This window comes from Paenibacillus sp. OV219, from assembly GCF_900110075.1.
In the GTDB taxonomy this organism is placed as follows: domain Bacteria; phylum Bacillota; class Bacilli; order Paenibacillales; family Paenibacillaceae; genus Paenibacillus_Z.
In genome coordinates, this window is sequence record NZ_FOCJ01000008.1 from 77,387 (window position 1) to 95,109 (window position 17,723).

General features: G+C 53.9%; 18 protein-coding genes. 16 read left to right on the plus strand and 2 right to left on the minus strand.

Annotated features, from left to right (window positions below; all coding sequences use genetic code 11):
* The first annotated feature begins 71 nt into the window (after positions 1-71).
* From BMY11_RS19815 to BMY11_RS19835, 5 genes are all read left to right on the plus strand, one after another.
* Positions 72-932: a 3-hydroxybutyryl-CoA dehydrogenase gene (locus BMY11_RS19815; protein WP_090580136.1), complete on the plus strand. Its 861-nt coding sequence runs from the start codon at positions 72-74 to the stop codon at positions 930-932.
* Positions 933-941: 9 nt separating this feature from the next.
* A complete protein-coding gene (locus BMY11_RS19820) occupies positions 942-2,075 on the plus strand; it encodes an acyl-CoA dehydrogenase family protein (RefSeq protein ID WP_090580139.1) in 1,134 nt (377 codons plus the stop codon).
* Between the two features lie 70 nt (positions 2,076-2,145).
* A complete protein-coding gene (gene prpB, locus BMY11_RS19825) occupies positions 2,146-3,060 on the plus strand; it encodes a methylisocitrate lyase (protein WP_090580142.1) in 915 nt (304 codons plus the stop codon).
* A gap of 3 nt (positions 3,061-3,063) precedes the next feature.
* Positions 3,064-4,353 (plus strand): citrate/2-methylcitrate synthase, encoded by a 1,290-nt coding sequence (locus tag BMY11_RS19830; RefSeq protein ID WP_090580145.1) that lies wholly within the window; start codon positions 3,064-3,066, stop codon positions 4,351-4,353.
* Positions 4,354-4,381: 28 nt separating this feature from the next.
* A complete protein-coding gene (locus tag BMY11_RS19835) occupies positions 4,382-5,848 on the plus strand; it encodes a bifunctional 2-methylcitrate dehydratase/aconitate hydratase (protein ID WP_256217657.1) in 1,467 nt (488 codons plus the stop codon).
* Positions 5,849-5,984: 136 nt separating this feature from the next.
* On the opposite strand, the gene BMY11_RS19840 is transcribed toward BMY11_RS19835, so the two are convergent.
* On the minus strand, positions 5,985-7,802 hold the full coding sequence (locus tag BMY11_RS19840) for an APC family permease (RefSeq protein ID WP_090580148.1): 1,818 nt from the start codon (positions 7,800-7,802) through the stop codon (positions 5,985-5,987).
* Between the two features lie 233 nt (positions 7,803-8,035).
* On the opposite strand from BMY11_RS19840, the gene hisJ reads away from it, so the two are divergent.
* The 6 genes from hisJ to BMY11_RS19870 all read left to right on the plus strand — a co-directional run bounded on the left by hisJ (position 8,036) and on the right by BMY11_RS19870 (position 13,191).
* Entirely contained in the window at positions 8,036-8,863 is an 828-nt protein-coding gene (gene hisJ / locus BMY11_RS19845) for a histidinol-phosphatase HisJ (RefSeq protein ID WP_090580151.1), read from the plus strand.
* A gap of 35 nt (positions 8,864-8,898) precedes the next feature.
* On the plus strand, positions 8,899-9,639 hold the full coding sequence (locus BMY11_RS19850; protein ID WP_090580154.1) for an MgtC/SapB family protein: 741 nt from the start codon (positions 8,899-8,901) through the stop codon (positions 9,637-9,639).
* Between the two features lie 39 nt (positions 9,640-9,678).
* Positions 9,679-10,629, plus strand: coding sequence for a metallophosphoesterase family protein (locus BMY11_RS19855; RefSeq protein WP_371262894.1), 951 nt, complete (start codon positions 9,679-9,681; stop codon positions 10,627-10,629).
* Between the two features lie 157 nt (positions 10,630-10,786).
* Complete coding sequence (locus tag BMY11_RS19860; RefSeq protein ID WP_177182727.1) at positions 10,787-11,347, plus strand: SLOG family protein; 561 nt, start codon at positions 10,787-10,789, stop codon at positions 11,345-11,347.
* Positions 11,348-11,368: 21 nt separating this feature from the next.
* Positions 11,369-11,707 carry a DUF1904 family protein gene (locus BMY11_RS19865; RefSeq protein ID WP_090580163.1) on the plus strand — a complete coding sequence of 113 codons (339 nt, stop codon included), beginning with the start codon at positions 11,369-11,371 and terminating at the stop codon, positions 11,705-11,707.
* 557 nt (positions 11,708-12,264) lie between these two features.
* Positions 12,265-13,191: a nucleoside hydrolase gene (locus BMY11_RS19870; protein WP_090580166.1), complete on the plus strand. Its 927-nt coding sequence runs from the start codon at positions 12,265-12,267 to the stop codon at positions 13,189-13,191.
* Between the two features lie 157 nt (positions 13,192-13,348).
* On the opposite strand, the gene BMY11_RS19875 is transcribed toward BMY11_RS19870, so the two are convergent.
* Positions 13,349-14,257 carry a M15 family metallopeptidase gene (locus BMY11_RS19875; RefSeq protein ID WP_256217658.1) on the minus strand — a complete coding sequence of 303 codons (909 nt, stop codon included), beginning with the start codon at positions 14,255-14,257 and terminating at the stop codon, positions 13,349-13,351.
* A 282-nt stretch (positions 14,258-14,539) separates the two neighbouring features.
* Between BMY11_RS19875 and BMY11_RS19880 the strand changes: the two genes are divergently transcribed.
* The 5 genes from BMY11_RS19880 (at position 14,540) to BMY11_RS19895 (ending at position 17,662) form a co-directional block, all read left to right on the plus strand.
* Positions 14,540-16,171 (plus strand): glycoside hydrolase family 26 protein, encoded by a 1,632-nt coding sequence (locus BMY11_RS19880; RefSeq protein ID WP_256217659.1) that lies wholly within the window; start codon positions 14,540-14,542, stop codon positions 16,169-16,171.
* Between the two features lie 114 nt (positions 16,172-16,285).
* A complete protein-coding gene (locus BMY11_RS28960; protein ID WP_177182728.1) occupies positions 16,286-16,459 on the plus strand; it encodes a hypothetical protein in 174 nt (57 codons plus the stop codon).
* A 94-nt stretch (positions 16,460-16,553) separates the two neighbouring features.
* On the plus strand, positions 16,554-16,760 hold the full coding sequence (locus BMY11_RS19885; RefSeq protein ID WP_090580169.1) for a hypothetical protein: 207 nt from the start codon (positions 16,554-16,556) through the stop codon (positions 16,758-16,760).
* Between the two features lie 65 nt (positions 16,761-16,825).
* Positions 16,826-17,302: an MEKHLA domain-containing protein gene (locus BMY11_RS19890; protein ID WP_256217660.1), complete on the plus strand. Its 477-nt coding sequence runs from the start codon at positions 16,826-16,828 to the stop codon at positions 17,300-17,302.
* Between the two features lie 3 nt (positions 17,303-17,305).
* On the plus strand, positions 17,306-17,662 hold the full coding sequence (locus BMY11_RS19895) for an MmcQ/YjbR family DNA-binding protein (RefSeq protein ID WP_090580175.1): 357 nt from the start codon (positions 17,306-17,308) through the stop codon (positions 17,660-17,662).
* The last annotated feature ends 61 nt before the right edge of the window (positions 17,663-17,723 follow it).

The window sequence follows — 17,723 nt, forward strand, 5'->3', positions numbered from 1 at the left end:
TGTGGCAGCGAGAACTCGGCGGGATTAGGCGTTCTTCCCAGCTACGCGCCTTTCGGAGGTGAACGAGTCAGGTGATCATAAACCAAGTTGCCGTTATTGGCGCAGGGCAGATGGGCAGCGGAATTGCCCAAGTTGCAGCGCAGGCGGGGTGCCAGGTGCGGCTGTACGATGCCGAAGCGGGGCGGGTAAGCCGCGCGCTTGCAGGCATCGAGAAGCAGCTTTCCGGCGGAACCGCTAAGGGCAAATGGACGCAAGAGCAGGCGGAGCAAGCACGCAGTCGAATCGCAGCAGCTGGCAATCTACAAGAAGCTGCTGAAGGCGCCGACCTCGTCATAGAGGCGATCATCGAGAGCATGCCCGCGAAGAAGGCGCTGCTTGCGCAGCTGGATGGTCTTTGCGACGAGCACACCATTCTCGCGAGCAATACGTCCTCGCTGCCAGTTACGGAACTGGCTTCGGTGACGAGGCGGCCGGAGCGGGTCATCGGAATGCATTTTATGAACCCGGTGCCTGTCATGAAGCTGATCGAAGTCATTCGCGGCCTGCGCACCTCGGATGAGGTTTACGCCTCAGTAGCGGAGCTCGCGGAGCGGATGGGCAAGACAGCGCTTGAAGTGCGCGATTTTCCCGGCTTTGTGTCCAACCGAATTCTAATGCCAATGATTAACGAGGCGGTCTACACGCTGTACGAAGGCGTTGCGTCCGCCCTTGCAATCGACGGTGTCATGCGGCTCGGAATGAATCATCCGATGGGGCCGCTGGCGCTTGCGGATCTGATCGGACTCGATACATGCCTCGCGATTATGGAGACGCTGCATGACGGCTTTGGCGACTCCAAGTACCGACCGTGCCCGCTGCTTCGCAGCTATGTGCATGCCGGATGGCTTGGCCGCAAAAGCGGACGGGGATTTTATACGTATGAAGGGGGCTGACTTCTTCTTGTGAAGCTGAAATTTACGAAGGAGCAGGAGCTGCTGCGGAGCAGTGTGAGGACGTTTGCGGCAAGCGCTGTCACCGCGGCGGTTCCTGCAATGGAAGAGAACGATACGTTTCCGAGGCCGCTCGTCGATGAGATGGGACGCCTTGGATTTATGGGCATACCGATTGCGAAGGAGTACGGTGGCCGCGGCCTTACGCTAACCTCTTATATTTTGGCGATTGAGGAGCTGTCTCGGGTAAGCGCGGCAGTTGGAGTCATTCTGTCCGTGCATACGTCAGTCGGGACGCTGCCGATTGTATATCATGGCACCGATGAGCAGAAGCAGACGTATTTGCCGAAGCTTGCTAGCGGTCAGTGGCTCGGCGCATTTGCGTTAACGGAGCCGCACGCGGGCTCGGATGCATCTACAATCCGGACGGCCGCCGTCCGGGATTCCGATACGTATGTGCTGTCCGGTTCAAAGCTGTTCATTACGAATGGCGGCGAAGCGGACAATTACATTTTGTTCGCTGCGGTGCAGGACGGCTACACGGGCAATCGCGGAGGGATTACCGCGTTTCTGGTGGATAAGAATACGCCGGGCTTCCGCGTCGGGAAGAAAGAGAAGAAGATGGGGCTCCACGGCTCCAACACATGCGAGCTCATTCTTGAAGAAGCGATCGTGCCAGCGGATCGGCGGCTCGGGCAGGAGGGGCAAGGCTTCGCCATTGCCAAGTCCGCTTTGAACGGCGGGCGAATTGGCATCGGCGCGCAGGCGCTCGGCATTGCGAGAGGCGCGCTTGAGCTTGCCGAGCAGCAGGCGACGGCGATGCCGCAGCGGCAGCGGAGCAGGGCGGCGTCGGAGCTTCGCGAGATGGCTGCTCAAGTCGAGGCGGCAGCGCTGCTCGTATATCGCGCGGCGGATATGCACGAGCGTGGCATCCGCTGCACGAAGGAGGCATCGATGGCGAAGATGTTCGCGAGCGACACCGCGATGAGCATTGCTACGAAGACGCTGCAATGGTGCGGTGCAGGCGGTCTTGCCGATGAGCTGCCTGCGGAGCGGTTCTTCCGCGATGCGAAGGTGACGCAAATCTACGAAGGAACGAACGAGATTCATCGGATGGTCATATCAGGCGAGCTGCTGCGGGGCTAAGGCCGGGACAGAGGCTTTCAAGTTGAAGCTACGATGAGCAGCTCGCCCCTCGAAAGGAGTAAAGCCGGCTATGAGCATGACGAACATGAATCGAAGCTCGCCGGGTCGCCGGTTCCGCGAGGCGCTGCAGCAGGAGAAGCCGTTGCAAATCGCTGGCGCTATTAACGCTTATTCGGCGATGCTCGCGCAATCGGCCGGGTTTCGCGCGCTCTATGTATCGGGGGCGGGGGTGGCGAACGCCTCCTTCGGCCTGCCCGATCTTGGCATCACGACGCAGGGCGACGTGCTGGAGGATGTGCGGCGCATTAGTGGCGCCGTAGAACTGCCGCTGCTCGTTGATGCGGACACTGGCTTCGGCTCGGCATTCAATATCGCACGGACGGTGCGGGAGATGATTCGCGCCGGAGCAGCGGGCATCCATATTGAAGATCAGGTTTCCGCCAAGCGCTGCGGGCATCGACCGAACAAAGCGATCGTGAGCACGGCTGAGATGGCGGATCGTATAAGGGCTGCGGCGGATGCGAAGAGCGACGCGGATTTTGTGCTGATGGCGCGCACGGATGCGCTAGCTTCGGAAGGGTTGGAAGGCGCTGTCGCAAGAGCGCTCGCTTATGTGGAGGCGGGGGCGGATATGATTTTTCTCGAGGCGGCGGGGAGTTTGGTAGATTATGCGGCGTTCACCTCGCAAGTGAATGTACCGGTGTTAGCGAACATTACGGAGTTCGGGCGGACGCCGCTGTTCACCGTGGAAGAGCTTGCCGGTGCAGGCGTGTCGATGGTGCTCTATCCGCTCTCGGCGTTCCGAGCGATGAATGCGGCAGCGCTGAAGGTCTACACCGCGCTTCGCTCGCAAGGGACGCAGGCAAGTGTGCTAGGCGACATGCAGACGAGGGAGGAACTGTACCGTTACTTAGGCTACTACGAGTATGAGCGCAAGCTGGATGCGCTGTTCGCACAAGTTGACGAGCCGGATGAGGGGGAGTGAACGATGGCTGTGAAGAAGCCCGGAGGCTTGGCCGGTATTGAGGCCGGTTCCACAGCAATCAGTACAGTTGGAAAAGATGGCCGAGGTCTAACATACCGAGGCTACTCCATTGAAGATTTGGCGGATCATGGAAGCTTTGAGGAAACGGCGTATTTGCTCATTCATGGCAAGCTGCCGAATGTTGATGAGCTTACGAGCTACCGGCGTAAGCTGGCGGGCGCGAGCGTCTTGCCGGAGACGCTGATGCGCATACTGGAGCTGCTTCCAGCGGATGCCCATCCGATGGAGGTGCTGCAGGTTGGCTGCACCGCACTCGGCACCATGGAGCCGGAGACCGAGGCACGGTCGGCCGCCGATCTCGCGGACCGGCTCATTGCGCTGACAGGTCCGATGCTGCTGCATTGGTATCACTATCATCGCGACGCGGAGAGCGGCAACGCTGCTCCAGCCGCCCCTCCTCCCTCAGCCGATGCCGCTGAAGCAGACGCGTTGCCTTCGGCTCTCGTCATTACCGCAGATACCGCCGAGGATGATCCGCAAGTTTGGCCGCAGCATCCGCCAATAGGCGAATCCGCATCGGCAGCTGCCGCATCAGATCCGCAAGAGTACGACTTCAACAATTACAGCGTTGCCGGTCATTTCCTCTATCTGCTTCACGGGCGTCACGCTGAGCGAGCGGCGATTCGCGTCTTCGATGTATCGCTCGTTCTCTACGCCGAGCATGAGTTCAATGCATCGACATTCGCAGCACGCGTGACCGCTTCGACACTGTCGAACTACCATTCGTGCATCGCCACGGGCATCGGTACGCTGCGCGGCAACCTGCACGGAGGCGCGAACGAAGCGGTGATGGAGCTCATAACATCCTTCGAGACACCGGAGGAAGCAGAGGCAGGCACCCGCGCGCGGCTCGCGGCGAAGCAGCTCATTATGGGCTTCGGCCACCGCGTGTACACCGTGTCTGATCCGCGCTCTGACATCATTAAGAAATGGTCGGAGACGCTCTCGCTCTGGGCGCAGGATGGCCAGCTATACGCGATTTCCGAGACAATTGAAGGCGTGATGCGGCAAGAGAAGGGGCTGTTCCCGAACCTTGATTTCTACAGTGCTTCCGCGTATCACTTTATGGGGGTCCCGACGCCGATGTTTACGCCGATCTTCGTCATCTCCCGCATCACGGGCTGGACCGCCCATATTATGGAGCAGCGGCTTAATAACCGCCTCATCCGTCCGTCAGCGGCTTATATCGGTCCTGACAACCAGCCGTGGGCCGATGTGCATGCACGATTTTAGATTTAGATAGGGGATCGAGGTGCTCTTCGTGGGAAACGGACAAGGAACCGGTCATAGCCAAGACAACAAAAGACCAGAGCCGGACCAAGTGCTCGTCGATATGGCTGATTATGTAACCAGCTCTGTTATTGACAGTGACCTCGCATACGAGACGGCTCGGTATTGCCTGATGGATACGCTCGGCTGCGGCATTCTAGCTTTAAAATATCCCGCCTGCACCAAGCTGCTAGGTCCTCTTGTTCCCGGCGCAGAGCTGACTGGCGGCGTACCTGTTCCAGGCACAAGCTACCGGCTCGATCCGGTAACGGCGGCATTCAACATCGGCTGCATGATCCGCTGGCTCGATTATAACGATACATGGCTCGCGGCGGAGTGGGGTCATCCTTCCGATAATCTTGGGGCCATACTGGCTGCGGCTGATTATACGAGCAGGCTTCGCCTTGCTGCTGGGGAACCGGCGCTTACGATGCGCGATGTGTTGACGGCGATGATTAAGGCGCATGAGCTTCAAGGCGTGATGGCGCTTGAGAACAGCTTCAACCGCGTCGGCCTCGATCACGTTGTCCTTGTCAAAGTCGCATCGACGGCAGTTGCCACTGGACTTCTCGGAGGAGGCAAGACCGACATCATCAATGCGCTTTCGCACGCTTGGCTTGACGGTCAGGCGCTGCGCACATATCGACATGCGCCGAATACCGGCTCTCGCAAGTCCTGGGCTGCGGGCGATGCGACAAGCCGCGCGCTGCGGCTTGCGCTCATTGTGCTGCGGGGGGAGATGGGGTATCCGTCGGCGTTATCGGCGAAGGGATGGGGATTCTACGATGTATCTTTCAAAAGCCAGCCGTTCAAACTTAGCCGTACATACGGCGCCTACGTCATGGAGAATGTACTATTCAAAATCTCCTTCCCTGCCGAGTTCCACGCTCAAACGGCGGTGGAGAGCGCGATCAGTCTGCATCCGGAGGTCGCAGGCCGATTAGACGATATCGCGAGCATCCGCATTCGGACGCATGAGTCTGCAATTCGCATCATCGACAAGAAGGGGCCGCTGCATAACCCGGCTGACCGCGATCATTGCCTGCAATATATGACGGCCATCGGCCTGCTCCACGGGGCGCTTACTGCCGACCATTACGAGGATGAAGCGGCTGCAGATCCGCGCATCGACGAGCTTCGCAGCTTGATGGAAGTGACGGAGCATGGACCGTATTCGGTCGATTACCTCGATCCGGAGAAACGCTCGATCGCGAGCAGTGTGCAGGTGCTCTTCAAGGACGGCAGCGCGACAGCGGAGGTTGCGACGGAATATCCAATCGGGCATAGGCGTCGCAGAAGCGAAGGCATTCCGCTTTTGATTCAGAAGTTCGAGTCGAATCTAGCGACGAGGTATTCCGTTGATCAAGAGCAACGTATTGCCGAAGTGTGCAAAAACCGTGAGATGCTGGAGGCGATGACGGTGCCTGCCTTTATGGATATGCTTGCGCTTGATGAATAACCTGCTGCGTCAACCTGCAACCTCGCCAATTAAGTGGATATTTGCATTTGTTCGAAGTCAACACAGCAGCTGACAAGCTCGCTGGTTGCCTCAACACGAAGAAAGCCGCCCCACATCAGGGCGGCTTTCACTCGATTTATTTATGCAAACGGTATGGCACCGTCGCAATTACGACGTCTTTCTGCGTGAACAGATACGCTCTTAGCAGCAAGCTGGATTGGTTGTGCAGAATATTATGCCACCAATGCTTCGTGATGAACTGAGGAATCAAGACTGTAATATGGTCAGTCTCTTGCGTCTTCCATTCCACCGTCTCGATGAAGCGGACTAGCGGACGGATAATGCTGCGGTAGCTGGAGCGCAGGACGATCAGGCGAACGCCCGGGTCCCATTCTTCCCATTTGCGCTCGAGGCGCTCGATCTCTTCTTCGTCAAAGCCGACATAGACGGCTACAACGTTGTCAGTCAGCGATTTGGCATAGCTGATCGACTGGAGAACGACTTTCGTAATGCCGGCAACTGGCACGACGATGGTGCTGCCCTTAATCGCTGGCTTCTCTTTATCAATGTTCACTCGCAGCTCGTCGGCTGTGTTTTGGTAGTGACGGTTGATTTTGAAGAAGCCCATGATAACGATCGGCAGGAAGATGAAGACCATCCAAATCTGACTAAACTTCGTGAAAATAAAGATCAGTGTAATGATTAGAGTTGTCAGCATCCCGATCGTGTTGACGCACAGGCCGACACCCCATCTAGCAGGCTTCAGTCTAATCCACCGAACCATCATGCCAAGCTGAGACAACGTGAACGGAATGAATACGCCGACTGCATAAAGCGGAATTAGGTTCTCCGTGTCACCGTGGAACAGCACGACAAGCAGTGCCGAGAAAACACCTAGAAAAATAATGCCGTTCGAGAAGCCAAGACGGTCGCCGCGCACTTTGAAGGCGTTCGGCATGTATTTGTCATTCGCCAGCATGAAGGCAAGCAGCGGGAACGCGGAGTAAGCCGTGTTTGCTGCCAGGAACAGGATGAGAGCCGTAATCGCTTGAATCGCGTAATAGATCATGCCGCGTCCGAAAGTCGCATTGGCGATTTGGGAAACGACAGTTTCCTTCTCGTTCGGCACAATGCCGTACCAGTAAGCGAGCAAGCTGATGCCGATAAACATCGCGCCGAGAATCGTACCCATCATAACGAGCGTTATGGCTGCGTTGCGTTCTTCCGGCTTCTTGAAGTTCGGAATGGCATTCGACACGGCCTCGACACCGGTGAGCGCCGAACAGCCGGAGCTGAATGCCTTTAGCAGCATGAATAGGCTTATGTTCGACACGGCTGCACCCATCTCCGGTATGTCGCTATGAACACCGTACACAATGACTTTAAAGACGCCTGCGATAATGAGGACGAAGACGGCGATGACAAACAGGTAAACGGGATAGGCGAGCACGGAAGCCGATTCCCCGATCCCCCGCAGATTCATGATCGTGAGGAATATAATCATAATCAGCGCGATGAACACCCGATGATCATGCAGTGACGGGAATGCAGACGTGATCGCATCCGTTCCTGCCGAAGAGCTTACGGCAACCGTCAGGATGTAGTCGACGAGCAGGGAGCCCCCTGCGAGCAGTCCAGTCGAGACGCCCAAATTATCCTTGGCGACGATATAAGCGCCGCCACCCTTCGGGTAGGCGTAGATCGTTTGGCGGTACGATATGATAAGTACGAGCAGCAGCCCGAGAACCGCGATTGAGATTGGAATGGAGTACCAGACGGCAGCGAAGCCTGCTGCAATCAAGACGAGCAGAATTTGCTCGGTACCGTACGCAACTGACGACAAGGCGTCAGACGACAGCACGGCGAGTGCCTTCAGCTTGCTAAGCCGTTCTCCTTCCAATTCTGCGCTCTTCATCGGACGCCCGATTAAAAACCGTTTAAATCGGCTGATCATGGAGTATTTCTCATCCTCTTTTCTTCACCGTATAAGGTAAAAGTTCACTTTCATCTCAAGGATTGTATTAGAATATCCGAAATGAACAAATTTCATTATATCAAAAATATGGTTGGTTGAAAGATACAGTTTCGTGAAGGCGCAAACATTTAGTTGAAGGCGCATAACACGGTGGTATACTTGGGGTAACAAAGGTTTACCACAATAAAGGTAATGGATAGGAGAAAAAGACGATGCCGCCGATCAAATGGGATGGACACACGCACACGAAATTTTGTTATCACGGTAATGATGCTGAAGAAGAGCAGTATGTCGATCGAGCGATCGAGCTTGGTTTCGAGCGCTATTCCATTACGGAGCATCCACCGCTGCCGCTACACTGGGTATCGGATGAGAAGTTGATGCGGGAGCTTGCGATGCCAAGCGAAGAGCTGCCGTTGTACATGGACTATGCCAAATCCATCAAGCAGAAATACGAAGGCCGTATCGACATTGGAGTCGGGCTAGAGCTTGATTATCTGCATGGCAATCTATCGTTTACGGAAGCGATCGTAGACCGCTATGAGAAGGAATTGGAGGATGTCGTCTACTCCGTTCACTATTTGCAGGGCAAGGGCGGCGGTATGAAGTGCGTCGACTTCACTGCGGATGATTTTGCCGAGAATTTGCTTTCCTATTACGGTTCGATGGAGAAGGTCGTCGACGAATATTATAACCATGTGGAGCTAGCGATTGATTTCGCATCGAAGCTGCCCATGCGCAAACGAATCGGCCACATAAATTTAATTGAGAAGTTCTCGCTGAAGCTGTCGCCTATTGACGAGGCACAGATCAAGAGCAGACTAACGGCTATTCTGCCAAAGCTAGAGCAAGGCGGAGTTGGCATTGACGTGAATACCGCTGGGCTGCGCGTGCCGACATGTGGCAAGCCTTATGTGCCGGGATGGTTCATGGCCGAATGTGCGACGCGCGGCATTGCCCTCGTGTATGGCTCGGATTCACATCGTCCCGACCATGTCGGCCTCGGCTATGAGTGGTTCGAGGCTAATTTGCTTAAGTGAATGACGCCAATCTAGTTAAAAAGGATTGATGTAACATGGCACAAACCGTCACGCAGGTGTTTGATCCGAGTATATGGCATATTAGCAATATGGAATTGACGCTTCGGCTCGTGCTCGCGCTCGTGCTTGGCGGGCTGATCGGGCTTGAACGCGAGTTCGGCGGCCATTCTGCGGGATTTCGGACTCATATTCTTGTTTGCGTAGGCTCAGCAGCAATTGTATTGCTCTCTATGTATGGCTTTTCGGAGTTCGCTGCCGATCCTAATGTGCGTCTGGACCCTTCACGCCTTGCGGCACAAGTCGTTAGCGGTATCGGCTTCCTCGGTGCAGGCACGATTTTGCGAACGGGGATCACGGTGTCAGGGCTTACGACGGCGGCTTCGCTCTGGGTTGTGGCGGCAATTGGTTTGACGGTCGGTGCAGGATTTTATTATGGTTCGGCTGTGCTTACTTTTCTCGTTGTCGTCAGTTTATTCGTGCTTAATAAGTTTGAGAAGAAGTTCTCGCGGGCGAAGAGCAAGCGGGATATTGTTCTGAAAATAACGAAGGATTCGGCTAGCCTCAGCAACGTCGTTACGAAGCTTCATCACTTCGGAATTCAGATTAGCAAAATCATCGTTGAGAACGAGGAAGCGGCCGCCGGTGACATTGCGGAAATGCTGATCGTTAGGCTGCAAGTTAAGCTGAACTATAAGAGGCGGTTCGAGGAAGTTATCGTATCGCTGACAACAATTGAGGGCGTCGTCGGCATCGAATCCGGCGGTGAATCGCTCTAGCGCACGTATCAAGGGCAGGTCATGGGGGATGATTTGGGGATGACAGAGTTGAATCAATCATTGCATTACCGCGAGGACGGCACGTTCACAATTGTACAATTTACAGACTTGCACTGGCAGAACGGGGAACCTGCCGATGTGCTGACGAAGCTGCTGATGGAGCTTGTGCTGGATCAGACGTCTCCCGATCTTGTTGTATTTACCGGCGATATTATTTATAGCAAAGATTGTACCGATCCGAAGCAGTCGCTGCGCGATGCGGTTAGTCCGGCAGAGGTGCGGGGCATCCCTTGGGCGGCGGTATACGGCAACCATGATACGGAGCATCTCGTGACGCGGGATGAGCTTATGCAGGTGCAGCTGGAGCATAAGCATTGTCTTAGCAGCGCCGGGCCAGAGGGGATACATGGTGTCGGCAATTATGTATTGCAGCTAAAGGCGCATGGCAGTGATAAGCCTGAACATGCGTTCTACATGTTCGACAGCGGCAGCTACTCCACACTGCCTCATCTGGAGGGCTATGAATGGATTCACCGTGACCAGATCGAATGGTATGTGTCGCAGTCTACGGCACTTCGCGCTGCGAACGGTGGGGAACCGCTTCCAGCGCTCGCTTTCTTCCATATTCCGCTTCCGGAATATGATGAGGTGTGGGAGAAGGAGCTGTGCTTTGGCAGTAAGTATGAAGGTGTTGCCAGTCCGCGCATCAATTCCGGGTTATTCGCGGCGATGATGGAGATGGGCGATGTGAACGGCACCTTCTGCGGGCATGATCATGTGAATGATTATTGGGGCGCACTGCATGACATCCGGCTCTGCTACGGCAGGGCGACCGGTTATCAGACGTATGGACGCGAGGGCTTCCCGCGCGGCGCACGCATCATCCGGTTGAAGCAAGGCGAGCGGGGCTTTGTGTCCGAGCTTCGTCTGGACGACGGTAGTGTCGTTCTGGAGCTGGAGGAGCATTACCCGAAGGGGATCGAGCTGTAGGATGTTGGAGTGAAGTAGAGGGGAGGGCACCATGATTTCTGCTGGACTTACGCAGGAGGCGCGGTGCCCTTTTTTCTGTGTAATCAAGGCACAAATGCTGTATTTTCGCTTGGCGTATGCTACCCTTAACTGTATCGTCTATGTAGGAGTTCGAAGTGTGATGAAAACAATATTAGTCAGTGGTTATCGGGCAACGGAGCTGGGCATTTTCTCTGCTAAGCATCCCGGCATCGCCATTATTAAGAAGGCGCTAACGAAGCAGATTTCGGCACTCGTCGAGGACGGACTCGAATGGGTCATCATCAGCGGCGGATGGGGAGTCGAGCTGTGGGCTGCGGAAGTGACAATCGAGCTGAAGAAGAGCTATGAGAGCTTGCGGCTTGCGATAATAACGCCTTTTCTCGAGCAAGAAGAGAATTGGAATGAGCAGAAAAAGACAACGTACAGCGAGATTCTCTCCGGAGCGGATTATGTGAACAGCGTCTCCAAGCAGAAGTATGCGGGACCATGGCAGTTCAAGGCGAGAGATCGCTTTTTGCTCGACAACTCCGATGGGCTGCTGCTCATCTACGATGAGGAACAGGACGGCTCGCCGCGTTACTTGCTGGAGCTTGCGCGTGCTCATGCCGAAGTGACGCCAGACTATGGGATTATTACGATCTCAGGCCATGATTTGCAAAATATCGCCGAAGAAGAGCAGTTCTACGATTATGAATAGTTGGGGATGGGGGCAAGTGTGATGCCGCAATTGACGGTTCGAGGAGTAGATAGTGAAACGCTAGCCCAGGTAAGCAGGGCGCTGATTGAGGAGCTGGCGCAAATTTGCGAGTGCGGGACAGACAACTTCACGCTGGACTGTCTGCCGGTCGTATCGGTGTTCGGCGGAGAGGTCGTGCAGACGTACCCGTTCGTTGAGGTTGCATGGTTCGACCGCGGACAGCTTGTGCAGGACAAGCTCGCCGCAGCGCTGACGCGCCATCTGCAGCAAGCAGGCGTCGCTGAGGTGGAAGTCGCGTTCAAGGTGTACAAGGATACGGCGTACTACATCAATGGCCGTCCGTGTTCGGCGGCAGAGTAGTAGGAGGGCCGATTTGCTGCTGAGAGTGCAGAATTGGCACTCTCAGCGTTGCGATCGGCTCGTCTTGAGCCGAAATCGCGTGTGAGAGATCAAACACGGATCTCTTACGCCGAGAAATCGGCGAATTCGAAGCTGGAAACGAGCTATTTTCAGTGCTGAGAGAACGTATTCGTTCTCTCGTACTCGAAAAGCAGTAAATTCCGAGCTGAGAGAGCGTATCTGTGCTCTCGGAGCAGCTGAGAACCAGAAACTAGTGATTTTTAAGGCCGAGAGAACCTATTTGTTCTCTCGTGCGCAAAAAGCAATGAAACTGAAGCTGAGAGAACGTATTTGTTCTCTCAGCTTTTATATTGGTTACAGGGTTGAACAAGTGCTTGTTGTTCTGAACTTGGTTTCAATGTGAGGTTTGATCCGAACCGTGATTCGATGTCTGTCTGCTCGTCTCCAATTCATACAAACATACAGCCGAAACGTGCAATTACACGCCGAATCGTTCGTTGTACAATATGGGTAATCAAGCACGCAGCATTCATTTTCGAGGAGGATTTGAACGTCATATGAGCGTATTTCCTGTTTTGTCTCAGCAAAAGCTGCTACAGCGTTTAGCCCATCCGCAGCGCAAAATTCGTATGGTACTGGATACGGACACGTACAACGAAATTGACGACCAATTCGCCGTTATTTATGCGATGAAATCGCCAGAGAGCATGACGGTGGTAGCGTTCTACGCAGCGCCATTCTTTAACGACTTGTCTACAGGCCCGAAGGATGGCATGGAAAAGAGCTACAACGAGCTGAAACGCATCGCTTCCATCCTGCCTGAAATGGAAGGCATACCGGTCTACCGCGGGTCGGAGAGCTACCTGCTTGAAGCGGGTGCACCTGTCGAGAGCGAAGCGGCAAGAAACCTTGTTGAGCGCGCGATGGCGGCGCCTGATGATGATCCGCTCTATGTAGTCGCAATCGGCGCGATTACGAACGTAGCTTCGGCCATTCTGATGGAGCCGCGCATCATCGAGAAGATTGTCGTCGTCTGGCTCGGCGGCCATGCGCTGCACTGGCGAGATACGACCGAGTTCAATCTTGCGCAAGATTTGCACGCGTCACGTACTGTACTTGACAGCGGCGTGCCGCTCGTACTTATTCCGTGCGGCGGCGTTGCTTCACATCTAGCTACAACGCTATCCGAGATCAACGATTACGTGCGCGATAAAGGCCCAATCGGCGAGTACTTGTACGAAACCTTCAAGAATTGTCACCCTGACCATTTCGGTTATTCGCGTGTCATCTGGGATATCTCGACGATCGCATTCCTGAACAACGAGGAATGGACGCCGAGCACACTCGTGCACAGCCCGGTGCTGTCCTCCGACTTCCGCTGGAGCGTCGACCGCAATCGCCATTTCATCCGCTGCGTCGAACATATCCACCGCGACAGCGTGTTTAAAGATCTGTTCAGCAAGCTGGATAGCAACAATAAATAAGTGCCGCTCCACATCAAAAAAGCTAACCGCCTCTCTGCCGCGAGCAGTGGAGTTGGTTAGCTTTTTCGTTTACCTCTGTCGAAGCAGCAGCGCGGCTAGCTTGTACTTCAATTAAAACCTCTGCCGAAGCAGCAGGCGCGGCTAGCTTGTATCTCAATTAAAACTTCGCCAGAAACTGCTCCAGCGTCTCATTGTCTTTCTTGACCTGCCCAGCTACGACCACGCCGACATATCGGATATGCCAAGGCTCGTACATGTAGCCGGTCAGACCCTCTTTACCCTTCTCATAACGGATGATGAAGCCGTAATCCGCAGCGTGCTCCGCCAACCATTTGCCTTCCTTGGACTCGCCGAAGCTCTCGTCAAGATTATAGTTCACGCTCGCGCTGGAGACGTCCATCGCAAGTCCAGTCTGATGCTCGCTCTGTCCAGGGTGAGCGCTGAACGTATTCGCTTCATCTTCGCCGTTCTCGCGGGCATAGTTGTCGAATATCGATTTCTGCGCCACATACGACCGATACCCGGATACTGCAGCCAGCTCAATATCCTCCTTCTTCGCGCCAGCGAACAATTTCTCCAGCGCTTGTGCAGCAATCGCGCGGAGCTGCTGCTTCGGGCTGGTACCTGAGAAGGAGAAGGTCACCTTCGCTACGACGAGATCGTTAGGCGAATAAGTCGAGGCAAGCTCGCGTTTCTTATTGACGAGGACGAGCGGGCTGTTCATATTCGTCACGATATCCTTACCACCGGCGTTCTTCGTTACCGTCAGCGCAGGTGAATTCTCGTGCATAAATGCCTGAAAAGCAGCCTGGCTGCTCGTCATCGTTGCAGATGCGGCGGCCACTTCTTTGTCATCCGTCTGTCCCGCTGTATCATTGCCCTTCGAGTCTGTTGCTTTCGTGGAGGTAGAGCTATCTTGATTCTGTTGACTGCTGCCAACGGAAGCTGGAGCTTTATTATCCAACCGGTTGAACAGATCGCCAAAGATTGTAGTTTGTGACGATAAAATAACGACTGCGGCAGCAACACCGAGTACGGCCGAGCTAATTGCAATTGATTTTTTCAAAGGCCTTGCCTCCTACATATTACGCTTCTTCTACAACAATTATAGACGCTTGACACCCTTTTACAACTGGGGACAGCTGCCAAAGAACGTCAATCGCTTGTCCTGTATAAGTGAAGACGATTAACTGACACATTTTGTTGCAATGCGCTGTCATATCGCGTGAAAAGGTGGATATTCAGTAAAATCCTGCTAAAAAATGTCTTTCCTACTCGCTGTCAATTGGTGTAAAATTTCTGCTGTAGCTGTATACCTAAAAAGAGATCATCATGGAGGAACGAGAGAGTGAAGACCAACAGTAGCACGCTGACTTTCGCAAGAAAACTAGTACTCGCAATGGTTACCATTATTATCGCTTTTACAACATTCCACACGTATGAAGCACATGCAATGAACGTATGGGGAATCTACAAGGAAGCGGTAGCGCTCGAGCAAAAAGGCAAATATGCCGAAGCGATTGCCAAGTATAAGCTAATTATTCCGGAGTTTGTGAAGAATAAGGAGTACGGTAATTCCGCGAATATGTACCGCTATGTCGGCAACGACTATGCAAAGCTGAAGCAGTACGACGATGCTGTGGCAGCCTGGGATAAGGAAGCGGAATACTCCGGCAAAGCAAATCAGACTCAGATTAGCATTGCCGCGAAGCGCAAAGCCGATATGCTGCGCAGCTCCGCGAAGCTGTTCGTAGAGACCAAAGCAGCTGATGTCGGCACATCGTATACGCATGGCGCAAAGTTTGAGCCGAAGAACGGCGCTTACATTGGCGCTTATGCAGAGCGCGATCCGGCGGTTCATAATGCAGCGACGTCGAAACCGTTCTACACAGAGAAGTTTCCTGAGCTGACTGGCAAGAAGCACGCCGCGTATTTGTTCTATTTTACATACGGTCAACCGCTGTCCTCGATTAAGAGTCACCTCGACCACGCGCGCGCTGCAGGTACGGCGATTGAGCTTGGTGTTCAGCCGCTCAAAGGGCTCAGCGAAGTGCAGGACAACGAATATTTGCACCAGCTGGCACGTGATATCGAAGATGCCGGCGTGAAGGTCTTCCTACGTTTTGCAAACGAAATGAACGGCGATTGGGTGCCATGGCACGAAGATCCGAAGGTCTACATCGAGAAGTTCAGACTCGTTGCTAAGGTGTTCCATCAGGAAGCTCCTAATAATGTTGCAATGGTATGGGCGCCGGATCGTCAGCCAGAGTACAGCATCGAGAGCTACTACCCAGGCGATGATGCAGTCGATTGGGTCGGCGTAAGCTTGTACTCGATCTTTAACCCGACGCTTGACCCGCTCAAACAAGGCCAGGACCGCTCGAGTCACCTCGAGAAGTTCGATTTTATTTATAAGAAATACTCTGCACGCAAGCCTGTCTTCATCTCAGAAGGCGGTGTTGCATACATGTATCCAGAGAAGCAGCAGGATAAGACCGATTGGGCGGTTTACAAAATGAAAGAGTTCTACTCGACCTTGCCAATGCTCTATCCTAAGGTGAAGGCGGCATTCTGGTTCGACAGCAACCACGATCAGACTGCAGCCTCGACACGGATGAAATATTATATGCTTTCGGCGAATGAGAAGCTATTAAACGCATACAAGAAGTCTGTAGCTAATCCGTTCTACCTCAGCAACGTTGGCGATGAATCTCCGGTTGCATACAAGCCAGTGAATACCGTTTCAGCTGTAGCTGCAGGAACGCAGAAGATTTCCGCTTATATGAAGACATGGTCGCCGACGCTTGCCAAGGTGACATATGAAATCGGCGGTAAGCTCGTTGCCACAGCAACCGATTCGCCATGGACAGCAAGCATCAACTTCGCGCCGTACAAAGGCAAGAAGATTGACGTTGTGCTGAAGGCTTACAGCAACAACACGCTTATTACGACGCAGAAGGTCGCTGTCAGCGTGAAATAAGCTCGTTTGAAGGAACCCGGGGCGCCTTGCTTAAGGCGCCCCGGGTTTTATTTTGCAGACGATTCGCGTTACAATAGAGCTAGTCGAGTGTAAGGCATGGGAGGGTAAGCCAAGGTGGATGATATCATAACACTTCAGGGAAAGCTGCAGCTGGCGAATGCGGAGATCGAAGCGCTGCGGAAGGACAAGCTGCGGCTTACGCAGGAGCTCGCGAAGGTGCGCGGCATGCTGCGTGCAGGCGGTGCGGACAACATGTCCACGAAGCTGAAGGATGCGCTGCGGGAATAGTTATTTTACAGGAGAAATTTACCGCCCGGGCTACTGGAAAGAAAGCGGAAAAAGAGCTACAATACAACTAGTACACACTAACGAGGTGATCTTAATGTCCGAGAACGAGACGACGCCGGAAGTGCAGGAGCCGAAGAAGGTTTCCCTTGCAGAAGCAGTGAAGCAGAAGCTGGCTCAGAAGAAGCAGGAGCAGGCGAATGGTGCAGGTAAACAGAAGCATGGTCCAGGCGGCAACCAACAAACAATGAGAAGCCAAAATCATAAAAAAGTGAACAACCAGCGCAAGAAGATGGGCGTGTAGTTCAAACAAGAAACTGAAGGTGATTATGCCTTCAGTTTTTTTGATATTAAAGGAGCGTATTGGGATTGGAAAAGCAGGGGATCGGCGCTTCAGAGCGTCATGCGAATATAATTCTGGACAGCTATCATCGGCTAATTGGCAGGCCGCTCGTGGAAAGGGAAGCAACTCATGAATCGGCGGCTGCGCTGCTGTTCGAAGCTCCAATTGTGGTGCTCTCGCACGGGACGCAGGCGGACCCCGTGCTGAACTACGGCAATCGTGCGGCACTTGGTCTGTGGGAGATGGACTGGGATGCGTTCACGAATATAGAGTCGCGGCATACGGCGGAGCCGATGATTCAAGCTGAGCGGCAGCGGTTCCTCGAAGCGGTCGCGAGCCAAGGCTACATAGACGACTACAACGGCATCCGCATCTCGAGCAGCGGACGGAGATTTCGTATCGAGCAAGCGATTGTCTGGAACCTCTATGATGAGGATGGCGTTTATTATGGACAAGCTGCGACTTTTGAAAACTATACTTTTGTGCAGGAAGGGGAATACTAGCAAATGGAAGCGTTAATCGGACACTGCTTGTCCAAGGCAGGCGCTATTAAGGAATTTCCGTTTGGCCCAGATCCGCTCGTTATGAAGGCCGGGGGCAAAATGTTCGCGCTCATTCCTGGCGATGGATCGAGCATTTCGCTCAAATGCGATCCTGTCATCGCGGAAAATTTGCGCCAGCAGTACGAGGCGATAACTCCGGGGTATCATCTGAACAAGAAGCATTGGAACTCAATTACGTTGGATGGGTCTGTTCCTGAGCAGGAGCTGCATGATATGATTGATCATTCTTATGAGCTGGTGCTGAAAGGAATGACCAAGGCGGAGCGTGCCTGTATTGCGGAAGCTGCGGCAGAGGTCTAAGCAGGTCTAAGCGCTATAAAAATCGAAACACCGAAGCATCGAAGCACGAAGCCGCCGTGAT